34 protein-coding genes and 1 tRNA gene are annotated in these 23,315 nt (G+C 63.2%); 7 read left to right on the forward strand and 28 right to left on the reverse strand.

What is annotated here, in order from left to right; genetic code table 11:
* Positions 1-4: 4 nt before the first annotated feature.
* The 24 genes from SB786_RS06760 to SB786_RS06875 all read right to left on the reverse strand — a co-directional run bounded on the left by SB786_RS06760 (position 5) and on the right by SB786_RS06875 (position 14,705).
* Positions 5-364 carry a hypothetical protein gene (locus SB786_RS06760; protein ID WP_410726848.1) on the reverse strand — a complete coding sequence of 120 codons (360 nt, stop codon included), beginning with the start codon at positions 362-364 and terminating at the stop codon, positions 5-7.
* A 90-nt stretch (positions 365-454) separates the two neighbouring features.
* Positions 455-967: a phage tail tube protein gene (locus tag SB786_RS06765; protein ID WP_410726849.1), complete on the reverse strand. Its 513-nt coding sequence runs from the start codon at positions 965-967 to the stop codon at positions 455-457.
* Positions 939-1,289 (reverse strand): DUF3168 domain-containing protein, encoded by a 351-nt coding sequence (locus SB786_RS06770; RefSeq protein WP_410726850.1) that lies wholly within the window; start codon positions 1,287-1,289, stop codon positions 939-941. Before SB786_RS06770 ends, SB786_RS06765 begins: the two co-directional genes overlap by 29 nt.
* Positions 1,276-1,599, reverse strand: coding sequence for a phage head closure protein (locus SB786_RS06775; protein ID WP_410726851.1), 324 nt, complete (start codon positions 1,597-1,599; stop codon positions 1,276-1,278). The genes SB786_RS06770 and SB786_RS06775 overlap by 14 nt, the downstream gene beginning before the upstream one ends.
* Before the next feature lie 43 nt (positions 1,600-1,642).
* A complete protein-coding gene (locus SB786_RS06780) occupies positions 1,643-1,987 on the reverse strand; it encodes a head-tail connector protein (protein WP_410726852.1) in 345 nt (114 codons plus the stop codon).
* Positions 1,984-2,157 (reverse strand): hypothetical protein, encoded by a 174-nt coding sequence (locus SB786_RS06785; RefSeq protein ID WP_410726853.1) that lies wholly within the window; start codon positions 2,155-2,157, stop codon positions 1,984-1,986. Before SB786_RS06785 ends, SB786_RS06780 begins: the two co-directional genes overlap by 4 nt.
* 70 nt (positions 2,158-2,227) lie before the next feature.
* Positions 2,228-3,496 carry a phage major capsid protein gene (locus SB786_RS06790; RefSeq protein WP_410726854.1) on the reverse strand — a complete coding sequence of 423 codons (1,269 nt, stop codon included), beginning with the start codon at positions 3,494-3,496 and terminating at the stop codon, positions 2,228-2,230.
* Between the two features lie 7 nt (positions 3,497-3,503).
* Positions 3,504-4,361: a head maturation protease, ClpP-related gene (locus SB786_RS06795; RefSeq protein WP_410726855.1), complete on the reverse strand. Its 858-nt coding sequence runs from the start codon at positions 4,359-4,361 to the stop codon at positions 3,504-3,506.
* Positions 4,358-5,554: a phage portal protein gene (locus tag SB786_RS06800; protein WP_410726856.1), complete on the reverse strand. Its 1,197-nt coding sequence runs from the start codon at positions 5,552-5,554 to the stop codon at positions 4,358-4,360. The genes SB786_RS06795 and SB786_RS06800 overlap by 4 nt, the downstream gene beginning before the upstream one ends.
* Before the next feature lie 83 nt (positions 5,555-5,637).
* On the reverse strand, positions 5,638-7,362 hold the full coding sequence (locus SB786_RS06805; protein ID WP_410727008.1) for a terminase large subunit: 1,725 nt from the start codon (positions 7,360-7,362) through the stop codon (positions 5,638-5,640).
* A 2-nt stretch (positions 7,363-7,364) separates the two neighbouring features.
* Positions 7,365-7,910: a terminase small subunit gene (locus SB786_RS06810; protein ID WP_410726857.1), complete on the reverse strand. Its 546-nt coding sequence runs from the start codon at positions 7,908-7,910 to the stop codon at positions 7,365-7,367.
* Positions 7,911-8,079: 169 nt separating this feature from the next.
* Complete coding sequence (locus tag SB786_RS06815) at positions 8,080-8,481, reverse strand: HNH endonuclease (protein ID WP_410726858.1); 402 nt, start codon at positions 8,479-8,481, stop codon at positions 8,080-8,082.
* On the reverse strand, positions 8,481-8,723 hold the full coding sequence (locus tag SB786_RS06820) for a hypothetical protein (RefSeq protein ID WP_410726859.1): 243 nt from the start codon (positions 8,721-8,723) through the stop codon (positions 8,481-8,483). Before SB786_RS06820 ends, SB786_RS06815 begins: the two co-directional genes overlap by 1 nt.
* Positions 8,724-8,855: 132 nt before the next feature.
* Positions 8,856-9,407 (reverse strand): hypothetical protein, encoded by a 552-nt coding sequence (locus tag SB786_RS06825; protein WP_410726860.1) that lies wholly within the window; start codon positions 9,405-9,407, stop codon positions 8,856-8,858.
* Positions 9,408-9,596: 189 nt separating this feature from the next.
* On the reverse strand, positions 9,597-9,782 hold the full coding sequence (locus SB786_RS06830) for a hypothetical protein (protein ID WP_410726861.1): 186 nt from the start codon (positions 9,780-9,782) through the stop codon (positions 9,597-9,599).
* A 15-nt stretch (positions 9,783-9,797) separates the two neighbouring features.
* Complete coding sequence (locus tag SB786_RS06835) at positions 9,798-10,043, reverse strand: phage portal protein (RefSeq protein ID WP_410726862.1); 246 nt, start codon at positions 10,041-10,043, stop codon at positions 9,798-9,800.
* Positions 10,040-10,756 (reverse strand): phage protein NinX family protein, encoded by a 717-nt coding sequence (locus SB786_RS06840; RefSeq protein WP_410727009.1) that lies wholly within the window; start codon positions 10,754-10,756, stop codon positions 10,040-10,042. Before SB786_RS06840 ends, SB786_RS06835 begins: the two co-directional genes overlap by 4 nt.
* Before the next feature lie 10 nt (positions 10,757-10,766).
* A complete protein-coding gene (locus tag SB786_RS06845; protein ID WP_410726863.1) occupies positions 10,767-11,084 on the reverse strand; it encodes a hypothetical protein in 318 nt (105 codons plus the stop codon).
* A complete protein-coding gene (locus tag SB786_RS06850) occupies positions 11,081-11,587 on the reverse strand; it encodes a nuclease domain-containing protein (RefSeq protein WP_410726864.1) in 507 nt (168 codons plus the stop codon). The genes SB786_RS06845 and SB786_RS06850 overlap by 4 nt, the downstream gene beginning before the upstream one ends.
* Positions 11,584-11,997 carry a hypothetical protein gene (locus tag SB786_RS06855; protein ID WP_410726865.1) on the reverse strand — a complete coding sequence of 138 codons (414 nt, stop codon included), beginning with the start codon at positions 11,995-11,997 and terminating at the stop codon, positions 11,584-11,586. Before SB786_RS06855 ends, SB786_RS06850 begins: the two co-directional genes overlap by 4 nt.
* A gap of 77 nt (positions 11,998-12,074) precedes the next feature.
* Complete coding sequence (locus SB786_RS06860; protein WP_410726866.1) at positions 12,075-12,677, reverse strand: DUF1064 domain-containing protein; 603 nt, start codon at positions 12,675-12,677, stop codon at positions 12,075-12,077.
* Positions 12,678-12,916: 239 nt separating this feature from the next.
* On the reverse strand, positions 12,917-13,651 hold the full coding sequence (locus tag SB786_RS06865; RefSeq protein ID WP_410726867.1) for a hypothetical protein: 735 nt from the start codon (positions 13,649-13,651) through the stop codon (positions 12,917-12,919).
* Positions 13,648-14,385: a hypothetical protein gene (locus SB786_RS06870; protein ID WP_410726868.1), complete on the reverse strand. Its 738-nt coding sequence runs from the start codon at positions 14,383-14,385 to the stop codon at positions 13,648-13,650. Before SB786_RS06870 ends, SB786_RS06865 begins: the two co-directional genes overlap by 4 nt.
* 95 nt (positions 14,386-14,480) lie before the next feature.
* Positions 14,481-14,705 carry a transcriptional regulator gene (locus SB786_RS06875; RefSeq protein WP_059711145.1) on the reverse strand — a complete coding sequence of 75 codons (225 nt, stop codon included), beginning with the start codon at positions 14,703-14,705 and terminating at the stop codon, positions 14,481-14,483.
* A 199-nt stretch (positions 14,706-14,904) separates the two neighbouring features.
* On the opposite strand from SB786_RS06875, the gene SB786_RS06880 reads away from it, so the two are divergent.
* The 6 genes from SB786_RS06880 to SB786_RS06905 all read left to right on the forward strand — a co-directional run bounded on the left by SB786_RS06880 (position 14,905) and on the right by SB786_RS06905 (position 18,063).
* On the forward strand, positions 14,905-15,624 hold the full coding sequence (locus SB786_RS06880) for a LexA family protein (protein WP_410726869.1): 720 nt from the start codon (positions 14,905-14,907) through the stop codon (positions 15,622-15,624).
* 123 nt (positions 15,625-15,747) lie between these two features.
* The gene (locus tag SB786_RS06885) at positions 15,748-16,107 is read left to right on the forward strand and encodes a hypothetical protein (RefSeq protein WP_410726870.1); all 360 of its coding nucleotides are present in this window, start codon (positions 15,748-15,750) and stop codon (positions 16,105-16,107) included.
* 31 nt (positions 16,108-16,138) lie between these two features.
* A complete protein-coding gene (locus tag SB786_RS06890) occupies positions 16,139-16,447 on the forward strand; it encodes a hypothetical protein (protein WP_410726871.1) in 309 nt (102 codons plus the stop codon).
* A gap of 43 nt (positions 16,448-16,490) precedes the next feature.
* On the forward strand, positions 16,491-16,667 hold the full coding sequence (locus SB786_RS06895) for a hypothetical protein (protein WP_410726872.1): 177 nt from the start codon (positions 16,491-16,493) through the stop codon (positions 16,665-16,667).
* A gap of 33 nt (positions 16,668-16,700) precedes the next feature.
* Positions 16,701-17,657, forward strand: coding sequence for a hypothetical protein (locus SB786_RS06900; RefSeq protein WP_410726873.1), 957 nt, complete (start codon positions 16,701-16,703; stop codon positions 17,655-17,657).
* 226 nt (positions 17,658-17,883) lie between these two features.
* Positions 17,884-18,063 (forward strand): DNA-binding protein, encoded by a 180-nt coding sequence (locus SB786_RS06905; RefSeq protein ID WP_410726874.1) that lies wholly within the window; start codon positions 17,884-17,886, stop codon positions 18,061-18,063.
* Here SB786_RS06905 and SB786_RS06910 read toward each other — a convergent pair.
* Both SB786_RS06910 and SB786_RS06915 read right to left on the reverse strand, forming a co-directional pair.
* Complete coding sequence (locus SB786_RS06910; RefSeq protein ID WP_410726875.1) at positions 18,049-19,119, reverse strand: tyrosine-type recombinase/integrase; 1,071 nt, start codon at positions 19,117-19,119, stop codon at positions 18,049-18,051. The two genes, SB786_RS06905 and SB786_RS06910, sit on opposite strands and share 15 nt — an antisense overlap.
* Before the next feature lie 153 nt (positions 19,120-19,272).
* Positions 19,273-19,359 (reverse strand) — tRNA-Leu (locus SB786_RS06915).
* 237 nt (positions 19,360-19,596) lie between these two features.
* On the opposite strand from SB786_RS06915, the gene hpnD reads away from it, so the two are divergent.
* Positions 19,597-20,430 carry a presqualene diphosphate synthase HpnD gene (gene hpnD, locus SB786_RS06920; RefSeq protein WP_410726876.1) on the forward strand — a complete coding sequence of 278 codons (834 nt, stop codon included), beginning with the start codon at positions 19,597-19,599 and terminating at the stop codon, positions 20,428-20,430.
* Between the two features lie 25 nt (positions 20,431-20,455).
* Here the strand turns inward: hpnD and SB786_RS06925 are convergent, their stop codons facing one another.
* Both SB786_RS06925 and SB786_RS06930 read right to left on the reverse strand, forming a co-directional pair.
* On the reverse strand, positions 20,456-21,667 hold the full coding sequence (locus SB786_RS06925) for a DUF1501 domain-containing protein (protein ID WP_410726877.1): 1,212 nt from the start codon (positions 21,665-21,667) through the stop codon (positions 20,456-20,458).
* A gap of 67 nt (positions 21,668-21,734) precedes the next feature.
* Positions 21,735-23,282: a DUF1800 family protein gene (locus SB786_RS06930; protein WP_410726878.1), complete on the reverse strand. Its 1,548-nt coding sequence runs from the start codon at positions 23,280-23,282 to the stop codon at positions 21,735-21,737.
* Between the last annotated feature and the right edge of the window lie 33 nt (positions 23,283-23,315).

Genomic DNA, 23,315 nt, shown 5'->3' on the forward strand with positions numbered 1-23,315 from the left:
CAGCTTAGGCGCTCGGGGCGGCGTCGGAGTTTTTTTCAGCTTCTGCGACCGCCTTCTGGCCGATGCCATTCAGGCGCATAGCGACGCTGACGACGCGCGCCATCACGTCCGGATTCTTGCCGGTCAGCGCTTCAACGTCGTCCGTCGAGAAAACCGGCTTGCTCGCCTCGTCAACGATGGTCGACGCGATCATGATTGCTTGGAAACGCGACGAGCTTTGCGGCGTCGCCAGCGTTTCCATCAGTGCGTCGCGCGCTGCACCACTCATCACGCTCACGAGAACTTCACCGCCCCATTCGGGAACTTCGACGGGTTCGGACTTGAGGTCCAGCGCGCCGAGAATCTGATCGCGATTGAGTGCCATTAGTTTTTCGTACTCCTAATTCGTTTATCGGTGAATCTATCGAGAATTTTCCTACTCGGCGGCACACTCGTGCGCGCCACCGCGTTGAGATTATGCGCCGCTCGACGGCGCGGGGTCGTCCGGCGCGCCGCCCGTCGCAACGTCACCCGGCGCAACCGGAACGACTTCACCCGTGATCGTCAGGCTGACGGTCGAGGTCATGACGGCATCCACGCCGCCAGCGATCGGAAACGACTTCACGAATGCGCGGAACTGGTCGGCCGTGCCGTCCGGGTAGACGAGTTGGTAGTCCGTCGTAGCCTGCGATTTCTGCGCCGCGAGCATGGCCGCCTGACCTGCGCCTTTCAGGTTCCGGTTGATTTCCAGCGAAAATGCGCCATTGTCCATAAGGCCCGGTTGCTTTTCCTTCGCCTTGCTGTCGAGGTCGGTCACGTCGATTTCATTCGCACTGCCATCAAATCCGCTGAAAGATTTTACGTTGTTCACTTTCGTCCACGTCGGTTTCGCGTCCGCCGGCTTGCCCGTGTTGATGTAGAACCGCGAGCCCTGCGCGTTGATTGCCGTGCTGCTCATATCACTCCTTGAACCAGATTGAAAAATCAAGACGGCGGCCGTACAGCTTCGTATCCGTCTCGTATGCGCTCGTCGGCGCGCCAATGGGAACAGCACCGGCGCGCATCATAGCGCGGCGTGCTTCTTGCATGCACCGGACGGATTCCCCTTTATCCGGCGACCAGATTGCGACCTGCATACGCGCGTTTTGCAGGTCGTCCGGGTTGTTGTCGAGGTCGGCTATGCTGACCCCGCCTACGGCTTGATAAACGGCGTATGGCGGCTTTGCTCCGGTCGGCGCTTGGTCAGGATAGACTTTCATTCCAGCGACCGAGCGCAGCGCAGCAGCCGTCAGCGAATCAGCGTCGGCCATTGTCCACCGCCGTACAAATGAGGTCGACGTGCTCGCGACCCGCGAAGTCGGGCGAAACAGCGTCGATGTTGAACTGTTGCGATTTCGCGCCGCGTGCGCCGAGCAACACCGCCACCATGCCCTCGTGCAGCCCCTCCCTGTAGCGCACACGAATCGATGTTTTGACCTCGCCCACCGGCTGATCCGAGCGAATCACCTGTGAGCCCGATTTACCCATGATGTCGGCCCATACCTCGCACACCTTCACCCACGCTTCCTTCGGCTGGCCGTAGGCGTCCTGCGCGTCAGGGTCCAGCGCTTCAATTCGCACGCGGCGGTTATACCTTCCTGCCTTGGTTGTTGTCCCCGACACTTCACACCCCCGGAATGACGCGCCACGGCCGCAGCAGTGCGCGCGAGTTGAACGGCAATTCCGCGACCGCTTGCCCGCCCGCCGAATCCTCCCGGTTCGTGTGTTGCTCCGCGAACATCTTGAGGATTGCCGCCTTAATTGCCCCGTTTATCACCATCGCGAACGGGCCTGCCGTGCCGGCCTTGCTCGCGGCATCGAGCGCATCTTGATCCGGGTACACGTCACGATTCAGGTACGCGAACGCCGACGCCTCTGCACCGTCGAGCAACACCGCGCATACGTCATCTTCGACGCCCTCATCCTGCCGCACGAACGACAGCGCCAATGAAAGCGGAATCACGCTCATTCGGTCGCCGCCTTGCCTCGCGCCGATGCCTTCGGCTTGCCACCTTCCAGCGCGTCAGCAGAGCCGGCCGCGGATTCCAGTTCCGGCGGGCACTCGTCGCCCGGCTCATACGTGACCGGGTAAATCTCGCCATCGGGAACGCCTCGCCATGCCTTCGAAAACACTGCCATCTATCACCCTCCATGCGAAAAAAGGGGGCGGCACGCCCTCATGCGCCCGCCCCCACGTGCTACGGGCCGCTTACGCCGTCGCGCCGACCTTCATTGCGCGCAGGCATTCCGGCGTCAGCAGACCGCCGCCGACGCGCTTGGTCGTGTAGAACTGCACGTTCGGCTTGTTGGTGTACGGGTCACGCAGGACGCGGACGCCAACACGGTCATTGATGAGGTAGCCTTGCGCGAAGTCCCCGAACATGACAGGGGTACCACCGGCCGCAACGTCCGGCATATCCGGCAGTTCCGTGAGGGCATAGCCCGCGAGCGTCGAAGGCTGACCCGCGACAAGCGACGGTTGCCACAGGTAGTTGCCCGTGTTGTCCTTGAGCTTGCGCACCTTGCCTTGCGTCGTCCGGTTCATCGTGAAACGCGCATTGAGCGTGTAGATGGACGGCAGGTCATAGATGAGGTCGAAAATAGCGTCGGCCGTGATCGCGTTCGCGTCGCCGCTGTTGACGGTCTGGATTGCGCCGAGTGGATGCTTCGACGCGTTCGCACCGCCCTTGATGTACGTCAGCAGACCGGTCGGCATCTTGTCGCCCGTACCCGTCAGGAAGCCGATGCCCTCTTGCTTCGCGAATTCGAGTTGAACCTCTGCCGCGAGCCACGCTTCGAGGTCGATTTCCGCGTCGTCCAGCATCTGTTGCGTTGCCGCCGGATTCGCGTAGATTTCGCCGGTCGTGTACGCGAGCGACTTGAACGCCGGCCCGTTGGTCGGCGGGCGATTATCTTCCTCGCCAACCCAACCCGACTCAGTGCCGCGCATGTTGAACAGCTTCGAGTAGGCCGCCTTGCCGGTCGGTTGCACGCGGCAGATTTGGCGCATGGGCGAAACGAGAACCAGCTTACTCGTGATCGTGCGATCCCACTCGACCGGCGCGAGATAGCCACCCTGCTCCGACTCGCCCTTGTTGAGCGACGCGCGGATTTCGCCCTTCTGGAAGTGAGCATGGAAGGCGTTGGAATACTCCTTGTCCTTGACCTGCGCGCCCGCGCCCATCTGTGCGCCCGCCATCTGAATCGCGATCTTGTCGATTGCCGCTTGGATTTCCGACACATCACCGTCGATGCGGTCGACCTTCGCGAGCGTGTCGCTCGACGTGTGACCGCTTGCCTTCAGCTCTGCCAGCGCGCGGTCGTTTTCGGCCTTGTACGAGGCGAATGCAACATTCACGCCCTCGATAAGTGCCTTCACGGTCGACAGGTCAACGTCGGCGCGCACCGACTGGATGCCGCGCGGGTTAATACCCGCCAGTGCCGCAAGAACCACCGATGCCAGCTTGCCTTTTGCCATATATGCCTTATTCCTTGATGGAGTTGATAGAGGTGGCGTTGCTCATGATGCTCCGCAGCGAAGCTTCCATTTCTGCCACGTCGCAATTTTTCGTAGTCCGTGACTTCACTTCCGGGCGCATTCTAGCCAACACCTCCGCGCGCTGTACGCGGCTCATTCCAGAGCCTGCAAGCGCCGAATCTACAGTCGCGAGAATGCGTCGCTGCTCCGCCGCCTTGGTGTCGCCTTTCGACGTTGCCGCGTCGTCCAGCAAGCCGGTTGCCATGCCGTTCTTCACGGCTTGATCCGCGCTGATCCACGTTTCTTTGTCCATCAACACAGCGGCGTCGGCCTTGCTCATGCCCGAGCGCTTCGCGTACAGGCTCGCCATTGCGTCATCGAACGGCGCGAGCGTTTCAGCCGCCGTAATGAAGTCATGACGGTTCCCGACCGCGACCGACCACGCGTTATGGATCATCAGGAACGCGCCGTCGCCCATGAGGATTTTGTCCCCGGCCATTGCAATGACAGACGCCGCGCTCGCCGCCAGCCCCATGACGTTCACGGTCACTTCCGCGTCGTGCTGGCGCAGCAGGTTGTAGATTGCGACGCCCTCGAAAAAATCGCCGCCCGGCGAGTTGAGGTTGACGACCACCGGGACACCTGCGCCAATGCTGCGCAGTGCCGCTGCGATTCGGTTAGACGTAACGCCCGTGCCGTCCCACGTCTCACCGATAGCACCGTTGATCGTGATGCCGCCAACATCGTCACCGGCGGTCGCCTTGATCTCCGGTTGCCAGCGCGCCAGCACGTCCGGGCGCGCGATCTGCTCGCCGCCCTTCAGGCACGAAGCCGCCTTGATTTCCGGCAGGCTCAAAAGACTCATTGTTTAGCATCCCCCTTCGATTTTTGCGTCATCGGATTGCGTAGCTGATCGGCCACTGCGTCATTATTGCGCGGCATGTCGAGGGTGTCGCGCACCTCGTTCTGCGTCATCCACGGCGACGAGCCGCCCGCACCAAGCGCCTTGCTGAAGAATGCAGCCTGATCGTTGAGCGTGCCGCGCAGTAGCGCCGCCTCGTTGAACTTGAACGCATATGCGCCAAGCTCTTTGTCGGTCAGAAAGCAGCGGGCGAGCGCCTGCTCCCACTGTACGAACCAATGCGACAGGCCGTATTGAATGAAGAACAGCGCCAACTGCTCGACACCCGATCCCCACGACGTGTCATCCATCATCAGCAACGGGCGAGGCACGCCGTACATGCGGGCCACTTCCTCAATCTGATGGTTCCGGTTTTCGATCTGCTGCGACGACTGCGCCGTAGTGCCGAACTGCTTGGCCTTGAGCCCTTCTTCGAGAATCATCCAATTCCCCGCGTTTTCTGCGCCGCCGTGATCCTCGTGCAACGACTCTTTCAAGCGACCGTATGCCTGATCGGATAGTGCTTCTTCGGCTTCCAACGCGCCGCCCGCCATTACGCCGGTGCGAAACAGCGTTTGTGTCGATTTCTCTGCCTCTTCCGCGAGGTCGAGCGCGTTACGTCCGAGACGCAACCGGGAAATTCCGTGGATTCCGTCGAGCGACACGTCACGCAGGTGCAATACCTCGCTCGACGTCAGTTCGATTTCGTTGCCGAACGGGTCGACGTGATCGTAGACAACCTCGAACGATTCGGTCAGGCGCGGGCGAGTCGAGAATCGCCGGCACGGCACGATTGCTACCGGTCGATTGCCGAGCTGCGAACGGATAATGCGACCGTACCCGTTTCCGTCAAGCAACGCGTGTAGCTGAATCAGGCTCTTGAACTCATGCGGGGTCTGCCAGCCGTTCGGCTTGAGTTTGATGAGGCGATGCGCCGGGTTGTCGGACTGCATGGCCTTGGTGCTGTCGCTCGCCAACAGATTGATGGGGAGCATGCCTACCGACTCGCTGATGAGCGTCGCGCACCGCAGCAGCGCCATATTGCGCAAGCGGCGCTCACCGTCTTGCCCGTCGACCTCGCCGCGCCGGACGTATTGCAGAAAGCGCGGGTCGTCCAGCCCATTGAAAGTTTCGCCGCCGCCCGACGGTGCGCTCACTGCCGCGCGGACGACTGGCTCGTGTCGTACCTCCTGTTTAGTAGTGCTATGTTTAAACAAGCTCCAAATTGCCATATCCCCCCTCAGAGTCGACGGATTCCGCGCTTCTCGTAGACCGATTTCCCGCGCGCCGCCGGGTTGGTCATCATGAGCGAAACTGCGTCGAATAGTGCCATCAGCGGGTCGATCTTGGCCGATCCGCTCACCTGCTTCGTGATGTTGATTGCATTACCCACCGGCACTACGCGGGCGTTGCCCACGCACCAATTCATCATGCGTGTCCCGCCGTGGATCAATGCGCCTTCGACCGGCTCTGCGTCGGCCTTGCGCCCGGACGCCGCCGCGATGCGTCGCTCTGCCGTCTTGATCGCGCCGGCCAGCTTCCACCCTTGCGAGATACCGACAATCGAATCCTCCGGGATGCCTACCTCGACCAGCGCGTCGAGAATCCCGCCGATGCCGGCCGGGTCAGCGCCTACCTTGTCGAGTAACCCCGCGTCGTGAATCTGCCTGACCCGCGCCGCGACCTCCAACACATCGTCCCCGATCTGCTCACACACGGTCAGGTCTCCGTCGCGTTCGAAGTCGCGCAGGGTCGATGCAATGTCCTTGCGGCGCTCGAATACGGTTTTGTGCGCCCACGCGTGAAACCACACCAACCAGTTCCGCGTGTCGCGAATGCGGCCGACTACTGCGAAGCCCAACAGGTCATCGAGCCCACCGCCGTCGATGCCTACGTCGACCACCTCGCACTGTTCCAACAGGCTTTCGAGCGTGAGCGCCTGCTGTAGCGCCGCCCCTTCCCAAAACTCCGCGCCGGCCCATCGATCTGACCGCAGAGATAGACCAATCTCGACGTTCGCGTGCTTCGCGAGGAATCCGCGAAACGATTCTTCGCCCGCCTCTTTGCTCTTGCGAAACTCGCGCTCGAGGAACGCTTGATCGACCGAGTAGCCGAAATTCGGGTTGACCATCGCCAGATTCTCGACCAACAGGTGTTCCTTCCGGGCGCGCAGGTCGTCGGGATGCTCGTAAATGATCGGCACAAAGCACGGGTCATCGATTTTCCCGTCACGCACATCCCGCGCATATCGGAGCTTCTGGGCGAACACGCCGGCCGGCGGCTCGTTCGATTGCGTCGTAAGGTAGATAACGAAGCCCTCCGGGCGACTGGCAAGGCCGCCCGTTGCTTCCCGTAGCATGTCCTCCGCGTTCGGCATCTTTCCGAACAGCCATAGTTCGTCAATCAGCGTACCGACGCTCTTTTTCCCCGATACCGTGTTGGCATCGGCCGCAATAACTTTGAGCGTCGCGCCCGTCGTCCGATGCGTAATCGTCTTGATATGCGTCTGTACTTGGAACAGAGGATCTAGCTCGGGCTCGTGCTTCACCATGTCACGCGACGGCGCGTAGCTGTTGTTCGCGACCTCCATCGTCGGCGCAAGGATTGCGTACTCGGCCGACAGGCGCTGATTCACGAGCATGGCGGTCATCATGATTCCGGCCGCCAGCGTAGATTTGCTGTTCTTCTTCGGCAGGCAGACGAACCATTCCGTAATGAGCCGCCGCCCCGGCGGGCCATACTCCCCATGCCGGTCATATGCACCAAAGATCGACCGCACAAGGTCGAACACCCATTCCGCCGACGCCTCGCCAAACGTGGGCGATCCGGGCGCGTCAACGATCTTCAGTTCCTTGAAAATGGCGAGCGCATACTCGGCCTCTTCCGGGAAGATGGGTGGCGGAATAATCGTCTTGCCGGCCTTCAGGCGCTCGCCCCAATCCTTGCACGCCGTCGACCACTTCAACGTCATACGCGCTTACCTCCCGACGCCGCCAGCTTCGGCGACGGCGGCGGCCCGCCAAACTTCGACGCCGCTGCCTTCGCCGCGTCGGCCTGCTGTTCCTTCTTGCCCTGCTCGCCCTTCTTAGCGTGTTTAAATGGCATGAGCGAGATTGCAGCCTGCACCCGTACCTTCTGCTCGCTTTCCTGATCGTTCATGACCGCGAGTAGAAAATCCATCGGGTCTTTAAACGTCATCAGCTTGTCGAGGTCGAACCCGGCGGCCCGCGCGGAATTCGCCGCACGGGTTGCCGCAGCAGCCGCCTTTTTCGCGTCGTCAGCGGCTCGGCGCGCTTCCGGCGTGTCTGGAATGTCGACTGGTTCGGCGGCCGGTTTAACGCCGTCGTAACCCTGTTTTAACAGGTAGGCTTTAACGTCTTTGTCTTTAACAAGACGCGACCCGGCCTGCGATGCTGTCGCCGCGCTGTAACCTGCCGCGATTGCCGCTGCCTTATTGGACCGCCCCGCCATGAGGGCATCAGCGAATTTCCGTTTCTTTGCTGTAAGTGCCATTAACAAAACTCTCAAAAGGGGATTTTTTCCCCGCGTGCGGGAGCGGTCGGTCTTGGCGGGTTGGGGTCGAAAAGTTTCGACACCCCCACCCCACATTTCCGGATGATCGTCAAGCCCTTTGCTCGACCTTTCGAAAAAATATTTTTCGGACTCCGTACCGCATGACGTGCTAGGCGCGATAGCCGGCGCGCCGCTCGGCTCGCGCCTTCTCTCCGTCGTGGTGCGGCTTGCAAAGCGTCTGCACGTTCGCCGGGTCGAGCCTCAATCTGTCGTCGCCTTGGTGCGGCGTGATGTGATCGCCAATCGTGCCGACCGGCTCCGCAATGCCGCGCTCCCCGCACTGCAACACCACGTCGACGGGCGACAGGTGCGCCATGCCAAGGTCGCGCAGGCAGTAGACGCAGTGCGGATGCTCGGCAAGGTGCTTTGCCCTGACGCGCTGCCAGTCCGCGCCGTAGCCTCGCGCCGCCGCCGTCGTCTTGCCGGTCCGCCACGAGCCGGCCGTGACAGTCTTGTGGCGCGCTTCCTGTACCTTGAGCCGTGGGCGCAACGTCTGTAGACGCGCCGCCATTACCGCGCCGTCCGATGCGGCAATACCGCGTCGACCAGCTCGGCGTCCTGCTCGTCCTCGACCTTCACCTCGCGCCAACGAAGCCGCGTGCCTCCGGCCATGCTGCCGTCGATGGTCACGTTCGCCGCGTACAGGCCCGGATCGCCCTTGCGGCGCATCAGCACAATCACGTCCATATCCGCGCCGCCGAACGTCGCATACAGGGACATCGTCGGAATGGGTTGCTTGCTCGTGTCACTCATCTATCCGCCAAATAGAAAAGCCCGCGACCAGTTTCCCGGCGCGGGCTTTGGGTTGAATTGTCTGCCCTTGCGGGAGAGCCCCAATTCTATGGGGCGGCGTCGGTGCAGTTCAGCACCATGCGCTCACGCGCCTTAGAGATACAGATAGGCGGAGCGTTGTTCGATCAATCCAGCGGCGTCGAGCGATGCAGACAGGGCCGTATATCCCGCAGCCTCCTGCGCGCCGATCCACTTCTGAATGGTCGATCCATGCGCAGCGGCCGAAGCGGAACCGATACCGTGACGGCGTGCGGCCATGTCCAGGTCGATGCGTGCCCCGAAGTGCCTGCGAACAACTGCAACGCGATATTCCTGCACGGGCAAGCCGGGAATCTCCTTCGCTACGGCATGCGCTAGTACCGCCGTGAGCGCCGCGAATTCGGGCGTCAGCTTCCAGCCTTGACAGCAATGCGACCCGCAGTCGCATCGATCTTCGCGCGCAACGCGGCCCGCCAGAATTGCGAGAGGCTGATACGGCGGCAGGGCTTCCACGTGCCGCTTGATGATGCCGACAGTCGCTGCGCCGTCGAGCGCCTTGTCCGTGTCGACCTGATCGCGCGCCGCCTGCGATTCGCCGTAGTTCAGTGCGAACGACACCGCCTCATGTGCCGTCCGGAAAATCCCCGCTGCTCGTTTTTCGCTCATTCTCGCTTTTGGTTGGTAAAAGAAAACGCGCCGCCAACCTTGATAGCTGACAGCGCGTTTCGATTATCCCGAACCCTTAGTGAGCCTGAACATGAGCCGATTCCGGCGGCTCGCTGCGTTCGTCATATACGCCGCATAGTGCGGTCAGAATAAGGGCGAACACCGCAGCGTCTAACAGCGTCCGGCGCATTACTTACCCTTCACCAGTTCGCCGTCCGGGTTGTTCGGGTCATACGTACCCGTGTTCGGGCCGTTCGGGTCGTATTGCGGAATGACCTCAACCTTTTGATTGCGCAGGAACACATTGCGCACCATCGCGCCGAGAATGACCACGACCGCGGCTGCTGCAACCCCGTAGATAACCATGTTGTTCATTTCTTCCTTTCCCTCTCAGTGAATGACCGTGAATGTGATTCCGTTGGCCGTGAGCCAGTCGCCTAGCGCGTGTCTTGGCTCTGCCGCCTTCGGCCACTGATACACGATTTCGATAATAGCGTCGGGCCGCTCGCTTATTTCTCCGGCGGACGGCGCGCCGGGATAGGTCACGAACGGCACGCCGTCAACGATTGCACGCTGCGCGCGTTCCTCCAGCGCTTCGGGCACGTCGTCTTTCAGGATGAACGCAAGCGCCGTCATTCCGCCGCCACCGACACACCGAACCGCTCGACAACCAACGCGCGCGCCGCCGCTTCGAGGGGCGTCCTACCTAGGCCGTAGGCCGCGCTTTCGCTGTCTGCCCGCGCCACCCATCCGCCGCGATCCGGATAGACGCCAACGCGCCGCCGTTCAATCAACGCCCCGCCGTCTTTCCAGTCCGTCGACGGACGGAACGGGCCGCGCAGCCGCCATTGGCGCGCGTCATCCACCGGAAGCATGTGCCCGACAACGCCGACCGTTACGCTCGTCACGAGGCATTGCTCGCCCTCGATTTCCACGGGCAGGCCCAATGCCTTCCCAGTCCAGTAATCGAGCGCCGCGCCGGTCAGTTCGCCCACCATGACGCGAGCGCGCTTGACGGTCGAGCCCGGCGCATTCGGGACGGAAAGCTCATACTCACCCGATTCCATGAAGGGCGTCAGCGTCGACCGGTTGTCTTTCACGTTGGCCGTAACCCATGCGTGTTCCGTGTCGACCATTCGCGCGCGCTCAACCAGATAGGCGCGCATCGACTCGGGAATCCACGCCAGTACGCGCACCACGTCGGGCAAGCGTTCGTCGTTATGCACAATCCGCTTGACCGCGTACACCATCGTTTCGACGGGCACATCGACCGCACCGTGCCCCGTGCGCCCCTTGACTAAAGAGTGATCCTGCGAAGGGATTTGCACCAAAAGCCGTGTTGCCTGCATCACCCCCCCCTCAACGCGTACCGAAGAACCATTTCGAGCGCCCGCTCGACATGAACGGCGCAAGCTCGCGCGCGTTCTGGCTCACCCGCGCCGTCGCCCGGAGAACAGAGCGCGAATTCGGCCGCCAACCCTCCGCAGATTGAAGGATCGGGCGCACACGGGTCGGCACGTAAATGTCCACCGACACCACGTCGGGCCGGTACGCGTCGGGCCGGGCTGCGTCGTCGCCCGCTTTTCGGATACGACGCGCCGCGAAGCAATGCGCCTCGACCGTCTCAACCGTCTTACGCCCCTTGATCGTTACCTCAACGTCTACAGCCAGTCTCATAGTCTGATTCCCATTTTCTCGTTTCGAGCCGGCTCCCATCGCCGGAATGCTTCGTTCCACGTCTCGCGCTTCTCATCGCGCGTCAACTTGTTGCCCTGATCGTATTCAGCGTGACACCAGTAGCAGGCCGGCACCGTGAGCCTGTCCGCGACCTTCAGCCCCATTCCCTTCCCTTCGTTGCGGTGCGCCGGTACGACGGTTTCATCCGCCGGCCGGCGCGGGCATATGCCGGGAATCAACAGGTAGCAGGGCTCACGCTTACACGCCGCCAGATACTTCGCGCCCTCTCCCGTGGCCCTCTTCTTCCGGGACGCCTTTCGACGCTTGGCGGGCTTTTCATCCCGCGCCGCCGAGTCAACGGCCTTGCGCTGGAAACCCTTCGAGGGCTTCGAGAACGTCGACCACTGCCCCGGTTTCGCCTTGACCTTGAACGGCGTTCGCTTGAGCGTGCGCTCGCGCTTTGAGCAGTCCTCACGGGGCTGCACACGGCTCAAGCCGCTCAAGCGCAGAACCCCGCCGCCCGCTGCTGCTGGCCGACCGACGCCATGCCGTGAAATGCCTTGTACAGTTCCGGGTCGAGGTTACGCAGCCACGAATTGCGCGGCCAGCGGCCCCCAAGCTCGCTATCCGGCTTCCGCTTCACCATCCGTCGGTTGTGCTTGCCGTCGAACAGGTTTTTCCCCGCCCCGTAGACGTACACCAGCGCCTGCGAATCCTTATCCACGACATGAAGCGCCTGCCCCGCGTCCTCTACCGACAACTGCCGCACGATGAAGGCGACCGTTTTGCGGGGCGTCCGCAGCGCTTCCGCGATTTGAACGACGGTGCGGCGTGTGCCGTCTTGCATCAGTTCCTCGACGCGCTCGGCCGTCGACATTTTCGGGACGATGATTTGGTCTTTACCGTTGTGCATGTTCTACATTTCGATTTGCATTGATGCGCGCTTGCTTTTGCGCGCACCGGGCGGCCGTTACAGCCGCGCCGGAGCTACTACATTTCTTGAACCTCGATACCGTGTACAGCGCGCATCAGGTGTCGTTTCAGCGAGTACACGGGCGTTTTCATACCCTTCACGTCCTCTACCACCTGCTTACCGTCGCGCTCATACACAAAATCCGCCACGTATGTCCGGGCGCGCTTTCGCTTCCCATCCATCACCACAGCCGGCGCGATTTCAAAACTCACCTGCAACCGCAAATCACTGATGATTCCGGCGGCCTGCATGCGCTTGAGGTCGAAATACCTTGACCGCTCGCGCTCACTGTCAAACCTGATCCCATCAGCCTCACACTTCTGGTTTCCGTACTTCGAGGCTTTCGCCTTCGTGCCACCAAGCGACGGCGCGCCCACGCCGTCCGCAATCTCGTCAAACCCCGCATCGACACTTGGCAAGTTGCCCGTCTTTCGGGCAATCAACCGCTGCGCTGTCGATAGCTCCGACCTAATCCGGGCCGTGCCGATGTGCGTTGCGTCGCCCGGCACGTCGATATCCCACCCCATCTGTCGCGCGCCGCCTTTCGGCTTGCGCCTACTGCCTACCGCCTGCGACAACGCTGCCCGCGCCGCCGCCAACCTCTCGTCCTTTCCTTCCATCCGCCTCCATCGCCCGGTAAGCGGCCTATCCGGGCTTTGCTTCGAACCTCGCCGGATTCAACCGACACGCGCCGCCGCCAACCACGAAAACCCAATCGGGCTGATGCGCGCAGTTCCGAAACCCAAGCCTGTACATTCGCGTATGGCCGGGCCGCTCTGTCGCGTTTTTGCACCCCCGACACACATTAGGATTACTTACCTCTTGGTAAGCGTGTTTCCCCCGTGTTTCTCCCATCCCGTTACCCTTCGGTCATCGGCAGGCGCAACGCCTCATGCGCATGTCGGAGCTTGTTGAGGTCATGGGTTCCGGGCCGCTCACGCTCTTCGCGCGCGATCCTTTCCGCCCACTTCATGTTGCCGCCCTTCGACTTGTTGAACGGCGCGGCCTGCCTTGCGATCCGCTCAATCTGCTGCTGCCCTTCCGCACGGCTCGTTTCCGACTCCCCCGGAGCCGCAAGCATCGCCACTCGCTCGGGAACCGGCTGCACGCTGCCCGACTGCTGCACCTGCGTAAGCGCCGCCCGGAACCGGGGCAGTAGCTGCGTATGCGTCTGTTGCAGCATGTCCCACTCACCGATCCTTGCCGCTGCCCAAAAAATCGCCGGGTCCGACCAAACGTCTTTGCCGTGCTGCCTACGTCGCATCTGCTCGACCGCTTCGTGCAGCGCTGCGTCAACATCGATTGCCGGCTTACATGCTTCGATGAATTCCCCCCATCCCGGCGCGTACTTCATCCGCTCGCAGCCCCGGATACCGCGCCGCAGATCGCCGGGCGTCAACTTCGCGTCTACGATCCGCTGGCCCCATGCTCGACGCATGTTCGCAATCCCCGAATCCTCCCCGCCGACCATTACCCCGCTCTCGAACTTCGCCACGAAGGGCCGACCAAACAGCCCCAGCAACTCGGCAAAGACGTAATCCATTGCGGCATCAATGCGCGACTGCTGCGCGCCGCCCGCTGCAACCTCCGTCAATCCGCACCCCCGTCTATCCATCGCACATCGCCATCAATCGTTTGGTCATCGCGCGGCGCTTCGCCGTAACCGGCCTGACCCGGCATCCCGTTCGGAAACAACGCGGCATACGATCCGGAGCGCTGCTCATCGCGTCGGGTCGGCGCTTGCTGCTTCGCGCCCACGGTGTTGCGGAACCAATCCGCCTTGAACCCCTGCCACGATGCACCGGCCGCGTATTGCACTGCCTGCGCGGGCGTCATTCCCACCTTTTCCGCCTCCCGCTGCACCGTCTCCCAAACCGTTGCCGTGACCTCCTTGCCGTTGCGAGCCGTCATCCAGTCGGCCGCGTGCTGCGCATCAACGCCCTGACTTACGAGGAACACAATCGACTGCTCGCGCTTCGAAACGCGCTTTGGCGGCGCAGCCGCCTTAGCTTGATCCTTGGTTCTGTTCAATCCTTGCTTAACATCAGTACTTACTAGTGTCGGATTGGCCGTATCCGGCTGATCCGTATCCGGTTGAGCCGTACCCGGTAAAACGGGGATTTCCGACACCAGATAGTCGTAGCCCGCCAGCTTCCCGGCATCGCCTCGCGCCGCGTGCCGCGTGATGTATCCGGCCTCTATCAGTTCAGAAAGGATCGCCAGTACTCCGTCGCGCCGCGTATGCGCCCGCGTCCCCTCCGTTTCGTTTACCAGTGCTGTCCTGCTGACCCGCCAGCCGTCAGGCTTGCCGAGTAGGTAGACCAGCATCCCCCGCGCCGCCCACGACAAGCGCCGATCCTCACTGATGGCCTTGTCGAGTATGTAAAAGTTGCTTTGGGGTCTTGCCGCGCGCTGAATCGCCACTACACCCCCTTACGCAGAAACGCCCAATCGACAGACGGCTGCAAATCCTCACACCGCACCGCGCCGCCCGACTCCCGTTCGATAGCGATACAGAACCCTGCGCCGAGCTGCTGTTTCCGACAAATCGCCTTGCGCAGATAGTTGACGCTCGTTCCGACGCGCTGCGCGAACTCGCGCTGTTTCGCGGTGGTGAGCGAGTTGAGAAAGACCTTGAGTTTTTCCATAAAGGCTCCGTTGAACCATGTTGCACACTTTACCCGGGGTAACATTTTAGCGCAACAGATTCTTTCTCTCGGGGATCATCTGCTGATCTGCCCCTATTGTTTACGCACAACACCCAAGGTTCTTACCTTTGAGAAAATATCGCGGTCACTGTAGGATGGGAGGTAATGAACAACTAACAGGGCTTCATTCCCTACACGCATGGACAAGTACGAACACCGCCGCCTTCGCCTCATCGAAATTCGCGACGACCTGTGCAATGGCAAGGCCGCGGAATTAGCCCGAAAGATTGGTAAGACAGACTCATACGTAGCCCGCATGCTTTGGCCGGAAGGCAAAGACGGCCGGAAACGCATGGGCGGGGAAGTAGTGTCGCAGGTCGAGGACGCTATCGGCATCCCTCGCGGCTCCCTTGACGGAACGGACCCTATTCGCAAATTATTACAGAATGTCAAGACTGTTCAAATAACCAATACCAAAGGTAATATCAATCCTCCGAACGTTGAAGCCGTGCCGCAGTTTGGCGCGGCGCAGCGAGTCCCGCTCATTTCGTGGGCGAGTGCCTTGGAGACCGAGAGATTGAATGCTGTAGTAGAAGAATGGATAAACGCGCCGTTTCAGGTAGCGGACGCGTCGTATTACCTGCGAGTGCGAGGGCTATCAATGCACAACCCGGCCGCCGAACCGTCGTTTCGTGACGGCGACCTGATCCTTGTGGAGCCCGCGCAGGCGGCGGACGGGGGCGCGCTCGTGTTGGTCGAGATGCCGGGCGAGCCGGAACCGCTGTTCCGCCAGCTTTACGTCGAGGGGCGCGAGCGCTACTTGCGAGCCCTTAACCCGGACTGGCCGGAAGGTATCACCCGCCTTAGCGACGACGCCCGCGTGATCGGCGTCATAAGCTCCAAAGTAGTGCGCTACTGACACTTCCACAAAGAGCCCCGCGCCGCCGGGGCTCTTTTTTTACCCAAAACTTTCCCTCGGGTATTGACCAGACGACTTCCCCTAGGTAACATCTATTCCATCCTAACGAACCGACAGGTAACAGTGATGGAACAGGATCGAATCAAGGAATACGCGAAAGGCTGGAACGCCGCGCAAATGAGTCGAGCGCTTCCGGCGGATTCAGGCCTGATCGCGGCAATTGGCTACCGAGACGTAACGCTGGCTTACGCGCAGCGAGCAAAGCGGCGCGCAACGAAGGCGAATGCAATTCCGCAGCGCGCGGAGGGCTGGCGCTTCGCGGGCGCAGCCGGTCGGTTCACGGTATGGCACGCAGGCAAGAACGATTACTGCGTGACTGACGGCGCGCAGGGCGCAACTGTCGGCACCCGCGATCAATTCGGACTCGCTCATGCGCTCGCAGGACGCCTGTACGACCTCGACCGACTCGGCGTCGCCCGATAGCAATCGCCCCCTCCACTGCCAGATAAAGACCATGAAGCGCTACCAAGCAATCAACGTCGGCCGCGTGACCGCCGTTGCGGGCGACCCATTGTTGGCACCCGATGCGCCCGCCACTGAACCGAAGAAATCCGCGTTCCTCGTGTTCTACCGCATCAAACACAACGCAGGCTTCCTGTACGGCGAAGGGGACGATCCGCGCGGCTACGGCGGCACCATCGCACTTGCAGAAGCGGCCAGATTCAAAACCGCGAAACAGGCTCGCGACATGGGCGCGGCGTATCTGCGTATGTGCCGCGCCGACCCGGAAAGCAGCAGCGCCACGGTGCTGAAAGAAGTCTGAACGACCACGCCCGCCACGACGGGCAATCACTGAGAGAACGACGATGGAACCGTACATTCAACCGCAGTGGGACGTGACCTACTACGAGAACTCTACCGGCGAGAGAAAGACCGTGCGCGTTGGCAGTGAGAGCCGCGCAGAGGCGATCAGCGCGGCGTCTGAAAAGGTAGGCGCTACTGGCTACTGGTACTTCGAGCGCGCCGAGCGCGTCACGTCGTAATAACCGTGCCCGCTACTGCGGGCCATACCGACCATGACCAACCGAATCATTTCCGGCGCCCTCGCCGTGACTGCCACGGCTACCGCCATCGGACTATCGGCAGTTGCCGGTATCCAGCGCGGCGGATGGGAAAGCGAGCGCGCCTTGTTGATCGCAATGGGCGTTGTGCTCGTCGTAGCGGCCCACCTACTCCCCGCATTGACGCGCGGAAAGTCTGCGCCGGCCCGAGCGATCGGCTTTGCAATTTGGGCGACGGCGATGGTGACGACGTGCTACGGCCACGCGACGTTTTTCGTGTTCGCATCAAGTCACGCGGGCGACGAGAGGGCTAGTCACGTTACCGCCACCCTCGTTACTACGTCACGTGACCCCGTGACTATCGCGCGTGACCGCGCCGCCGTAGCGGGCAAGCTCGCCCAAGCGCAGGCCGAGCGATGCCGCCGCACCTGCCCCGAGTTGCAGGCTCGCCGGGCAAGGCTGACAGGCGAGATAGAAGCGCTCGACGTTGAGCGCGATATGGCAGGGCGTGACTCAGCGGCTCGTGACCGCGTGACCGTCGAACGTGACTCTATGGCGCGTGACCCGATGACCGTCGCACTCGGCCTTTCGTCTGTCGTGATTGGGATGCTGTTCGCCGCCGTGCTTGAGGGCGTCGCCTGCCTCTGTTGGACGCTTGCCCTATACCCGGTTGATCGCGTGACTGTTGAGCCCATGACGGCCCCGGAAATGGAACGCCGTATCGAGCCGGTCACGCAGCCAACGCCGGCAACGACTGTCGCGCCGGGCATCGATGTAGCGGTGACGCCGACAGAGACGGCAAAAGCGAGCAAGCCCGCGCCGCCATCCACGCCGGATGCTGATCTTGTGCGCACCCGCGCCGCCGTAGAGGCGAACCAGTTACGGGCAACCGTCATCGAGATTCGAAAATTTCTTGGCTGCTCGCAGAGTCGCGCAGCAGCCGTCGCAAAACAACTCAAGCAACCCGCTTAACGATGCACTCCACCAACCCGAACACCCTTGCCGACTACCGCAGAGAGACAGCAAAGCGAACGGTCTACAACTTCGCGCGCAAGCGATGCGCTTGTGGCAAACAAGTCACGACGCGCCAACTTGACCTTTACGGCCGATGCGGCACTTGTCATGCAGACAGACACAGCACGAAAGCGAGGGCACAATGATTGAGGCAGGCGAAGTACTGAACCTCGCACGACGCGCAGTGCAACTCTATGCAGAGACGCATCCTCGGCCGTCGCACGTCACGATCCAGCAAGCGGCCGAAATGATGGGGTTGAGCCGCCACACCGTGAGCAAGATGGTCGGCATGGGGACGTTCCGGCTCAACAAGTGCGGGCGCATCCCCATCGGCCAAGTTGACGTTGCACTACAGGGCGGCTAACCGAGCCGCAATATCAGCGGCGGATTCGCGGTAATACGTCCGCTGCAATATCTTTAGGTCGGCATGGCCGCTCACCCGCGCCAACGTCATCACGTCGACCTTTCGCGATAGCCGGGTCAGTGCTTCGGCCCGGCTATCGTGAAAATGCACACTCGCGATCGACGGGTAAGCGACGGCCAGCCGCTCCCGCGCCTTTCGGAACAGGGCGTCGAGGCTTTGACTCGAAATCGCAAAGCACCGCTCCCTATTCGCCACTACCCGCAGCAGCCTCACCGCCTGCCGGGTCAACGGCACCTCACGCGGCCTACCCGTCAAGTGCTGTGTCTTGTGCGGCACGCGGGCCACCCGCTTATCGAGGTCGAGCGTGCTTTCCCCGAGTGCCAATATCTCGCCCGCGCGCATAGCCGAGCGCAGCGCGATCAAAAACGCGAGCGCCGTTTCCTGCTGCAACGATTGCGGCGGAACGCCAGTGCGATAGCCCAATTGCCGACAAAGCAACTTCACTTCATGCGGGGATACGCGCCTGTCACGCGGCGGGGCGTCGGCGGGTAATCGGAACCCCTCAAACGGGTTGGCGTCCATCCACCGCCATTCCTTACGCGCGACCGAGAATGCGTTTCGCAGCCAACTAATATCGCGCAGGACTGACGCCACACCCACGGCCGGAACCGGCTCCCCATCACTCCCCACGAATCCGCGCAATCGCGCATCACGCCATTCCGCAAGATCGGGCGTCGTGACCTCAGCCAGCGACTTATCCGCCAATGCCGGGAAGTTGCGCAGAAACGCCCGCAGCCGCATCGACTCGGGACGCGCGCCGCGCTTCGACGGGATTATCTCCGCGTCGTAGCGCTCCAACATGGCACGCAAGGTGTAGCGCTCGGCCGGTTGTTGCGCCGCCTGCTTGCGAATTTCATGTTCGCGCGCCGACGCCCACGCCTTAGCTTCGCGCTGCGTTCGAAACGTCTGTGAATCGCGGACGGGTTTGCTGGCCGGATCGGGCTTAACCGAAATTTGCGCCCGCCAACCGTCTTTGTAGGGAGTGATTGAAGCCATCGTGGGGAGTGTCGTGGGGAGAATTTGCGTACTCAACACGACAATTATCGCCCATCGGTGGACTTTTGTGCTGTACATCCGTACAGCTTATGACCGCTAACCCCTTGATTTACCGTGAATCGACATTGGGGGTCGAGTCATGTTTATAGCTGTTGGTGCGTGAGGCCGGACTCGAACCGGCACACCCTTGCGGGCGTCAGGACCTAAACCTGGTGCGTCTACCAATTTCGCCACTCACGCGTATTGACCGTCACCTGACCGCGCGGCACGCAAGATGCGTTCTCCGCGCGCCCGGGGCTACCTGCCGGCCCGAAAACCGGCACGCCCGATCAGGCGAGCGCGAGATTCTACCCGATCTGTGCGGCATTGTCTCGCCCCGCCGGCGCCCGCCGGACAGCGGTGCTAGAATGCCGCGCTCGACGTGCCGGCCACGCGCCGGCGCGCGCCCCCGAACCCGCCTCCGCCTCGATCCCACCCGTGAACTTCGACGACTACTGTCAGCAAAAGGCCGCCCCCGCGGGCTCCAGCGTCTACTACGCGCTGCGCCAGGCGCCGCTCGCCGCCGAACCGCGCCTGACCGCCCTGTTCGCGCTGCGCCGCGAACTCGAGGAAACCGTCAAGGAAACCAGCGACCCGACCGTCGGACACACGAAGCTCGCGTGGTGGCACAAGGAACTCGCGGCGCTCGCCGCCGGCGAACCGTCGCACCCGGTCACGAAGGCGCTCGCGCAGCATCATCCGGCGATCGCGGCCGAAGCCGATGCGCTGCGCACGCTGGTCAACGGTTACGGGATGGACCTCGAACAGGCGCGCTACCTGGATTTCGCGAACCTGCAGCGCTACATCGCGCAGGTCGGCGGCACCTTCGCGTCGCTCGTCGCGCGCGCAAGCGCCGCGAATCCGGCCGACCCGCAGCCGTGGGCCGCGGATGTCGGTCGCGCGCTGATGCTCGCGCAATTCGTGCAGGAGCTCGGCAACGATGCGCGCCATGGCCGCATCTATCTGCCGATCGACGAACTGCAACGCTACAACGTCACCGCGGCCGACCTGCTCAACCGCCGCTACAGCCCGGCCTTCACCGAGCTGCTGCAGTTTCAGACGGGCCGCGCGCGCGAAGCGCTCGCCGCCGCCGAAGCAGCGATCCCCGCGTCCGAACGCCGCGCGCAACGCACGCTGCGTGCGCAGATCGCACTGGCCGGCGCGCTGCTCGACGAAATCGAGCGCGACGGCTACCAGGTGCTGCATCAACGCATCGCGCTGACGCCGATCCGCAAGCTGTGGATCGCATGGCGCGCCGCGCGCCGCCGCTGACCCGCGCCGCAACGCACGTCGCCCATCACACCTTCAGCAGCGGCAGCGTGTCGAAGCGCTGCTGCAGCACGCGCGTCGCATCGAGCCCCCACCACGGCCCGAGCACGGTCGCATACAGCTGGCGGAAATCGACCGCGACCGGCAGATTGCCGTTGCCGTCGAGGTGCCCGAGCGCGGGCGCCGCACCGTACAGCCCGCCGGCCACGCGGCCGCCCATCACGAAATGCGGCGCGGCGGTACCGTGATCGGTGCCGTTGCTCTGGTTCTCGCGCACGCGCCGCCCGAATTCCGCATACGTCATCACGAGCGTCTGGTTCCAGCGCCCGAGCTCGATCAGCGCGTCGCGCATCGCACTCATCCCTTCAGCGAACTGCTTGAGCAGCGCGGCGTGCTGTCCCGGCTGGTTCTGGTGCGTGTCGAACCCGTTGAGCGTGAGCCGCAGCACCGCGACGCCGTCCTGCGCGCCGGGGCCCGACGCTTCGCATGCCGCGAGCACCTGCATGGCGGTCTTCACCGAGGTCCCGAACGTACCGGCCGGAAAGGCCGTCCTGAACTCGCGCATCCCGCCGCGCGGGCGCAGCCGGTCCGCCGCCTTCACGATGTCGTTCTCGACGTCGATGATGTGTGCGAGCGCCGGGTTCCGTTCGCGCAGCGACGACGGCTCCGCGAGCCGCGCCGCGCGGATGAACTGCGCGGGATTGACGAGCGCGATCGCGCGCGCGCCGTTCGCGAGCGGTCCCATCTCGGCGCTGCCGAGCACGACGCCGTCCGCCGCGAAGCCCGGCGGCACCGGCGCCTGCGCGAACGTGCGCGTGAGCCAGCCTTCGTGCAGGTACTGGTCCCAGCGCGACGCGGTATCCCAGATCTCGATCGAACGGAAATGCGACAGGTTCGGCTGCGGATAGCCGACGCCCTGCACGATCGCGACCTGCCCGTCGCGCCACAGTGGCATCAGCGGCGCGAGCGCCGGGTGCAGCCCCGTATGCGCATCGAGCTGCAGCACCTGGTCGCGCTTGATGCCGATGCCGCGGCGGAACTGGTAGTAGAGCGGATCCGCATACGGCACGACCGTGTTGAGGCCGTCGTTGCCGCCCTTCAGCTCGACGAGGATCAGCACGTTCGCATAGCCGGCCCGCCCCGCCGCGGCCATCGAAGCCGCCTGCGCGGCCGGCTGCCACAACGACACGCCCGCCGCGGCCGCGGCGCCCGTGAGCGTCAGAAAATCACGTCGGTTCATCGTGCATCCTTCGGTTCGCCGTGCGGTATGGCCACCGCTGCGGCGCGCCTGTTCGTCGTCGTTTCGGTCATTTCAGTTGATAAGCCGGATCCATCAGCAATGCCTCGAGATACGCGCTGCCGGTCGAGTCCGTATCGATCGCCGCGACCGGCGACACCGGCAGCACCGCGTGCTGCAGCTGAAGCTCGGTGGACAAGCCGGCGCGCGCCTGCGGCCGCACCCGATACTGCGCGAGCCAACGTTCGAGGTCGAACCGCAGGCCGCCGCGTGCCGGCTTGACCGGCGCGCCGCGCATGCCGGCAGCGGGCATGCCGGCACCGGGCATACCGGCTCCGGGCATGATCGCACCGGAGGCGGTGTCCGCAACCGCCATCGCATGCGCACGCGCATTCGGCAACGGCTGCGCCGTCGCGTGCGCGGGTGCCCGCATGCCGGCCGCCTCGGTCGCACGGAACAGCTGTTCGACGAACTGCTTGCGCGCGAGCAGCGTGGTGCTGTTGATCCACATCGCGCCGCCCGGCCAGCCCTTCACGTTGGGCGGATAGAACAGGTTCTGCCCGAGCGTGCGCACGGTGTTCGCGAGCATCTGCGGATCGCCGTACGCGACGTCGAACAGCCGCACCGACCCGACGACGAACTCGGCCGGCGACTTCACGAGCACGCCGCGATTGCCCGGGTCCCAGAACGCGTCGGTCGACCATAGCGCGGCGAGCGCCGCGCGTATGTCGTAGCCGCTCGCGCGAAACCGTTCGGCCACGACCTCGAGCGCGCCGGCATCCGGCGTATCGGACACGAACTCGCGCCACAGCTTGCCCGCGATGAAGCGTGCGGTGTCGGGCCGCTTCAGCAGGATGTCGAGAAATCCGTCGCCGTCGAACGCGCCGGTCTCGCCGAGTATCGTCTTGTCGCCCGTGTCGTGCCACTCGGGCCGCGCCACGAAGCACAACGTATCGGGATCGACGCTCCAGCCGGTCATCGCGCGCGCGGCTTCGGTCACGTCGTGCTGCGTGTAATGCCCTTCGCCGAGCGTGAACAGCTCCATCACCTCGCGCGCGAAATTCTCGTTCGGGCGTCCCTTGCGGTTGCTCGCGCCGTCGAGATACTGGAGCATCGCCGGATCCTTCGCGACCGCATGCAGCAGCGTGTCGAAGCTGCCGAGCGCCTCGCGGCGAAACAGCGCATGCTGCGCGGCCATCGTCTGCGGGTACGGGACCTTGTCCTGCCCGGACGTGAAGTGCCCGTGCCAGAACAGCGTCATGCGCTCGGTGAGCGGCGACGGCGTCGCGATCATCTCGTTGACCCACGCCGCGCGCAACGCATCGTAGCGGCGATTGCGTTCGCGCTGCTCGTCGCGCCGCATGTCGGGGGTCAGCGCCTGGCGCTGCGCGCGGGTCGGCGGCAACTCGGCGACCCAGTCGGGCCGGGGCGTCACGGGGTCGCGGCGCACGTTGCCGAGCGTATCGGCGACGACCTGCGCGCGCGTCATGCCGACGATGCGGGCGACCTCGGCCGGTGCGGGAGAAAAGCCGGTACGGCTCAGGAAGAACAGCGCCTCGTCGGCGTCGAGCGGCGCCTGCATCGCGGGCGATGCCGGGGCGGCAGCGTGCGCTTTCATCGTCGTGGACTCCCGGAACGCACCGGCGGTGCG

The organism is Burkholderia sp. SIMBA_062 (assembly GCF_046534765.1).
GTDB classification, from domain to species: domain Bacteria; phylum Pseudomonadota; class Gammaproteobacteria; order Burkholderiales; family Burkholderiaceae; genus Burkholderia; species Burkholderia ambifaria.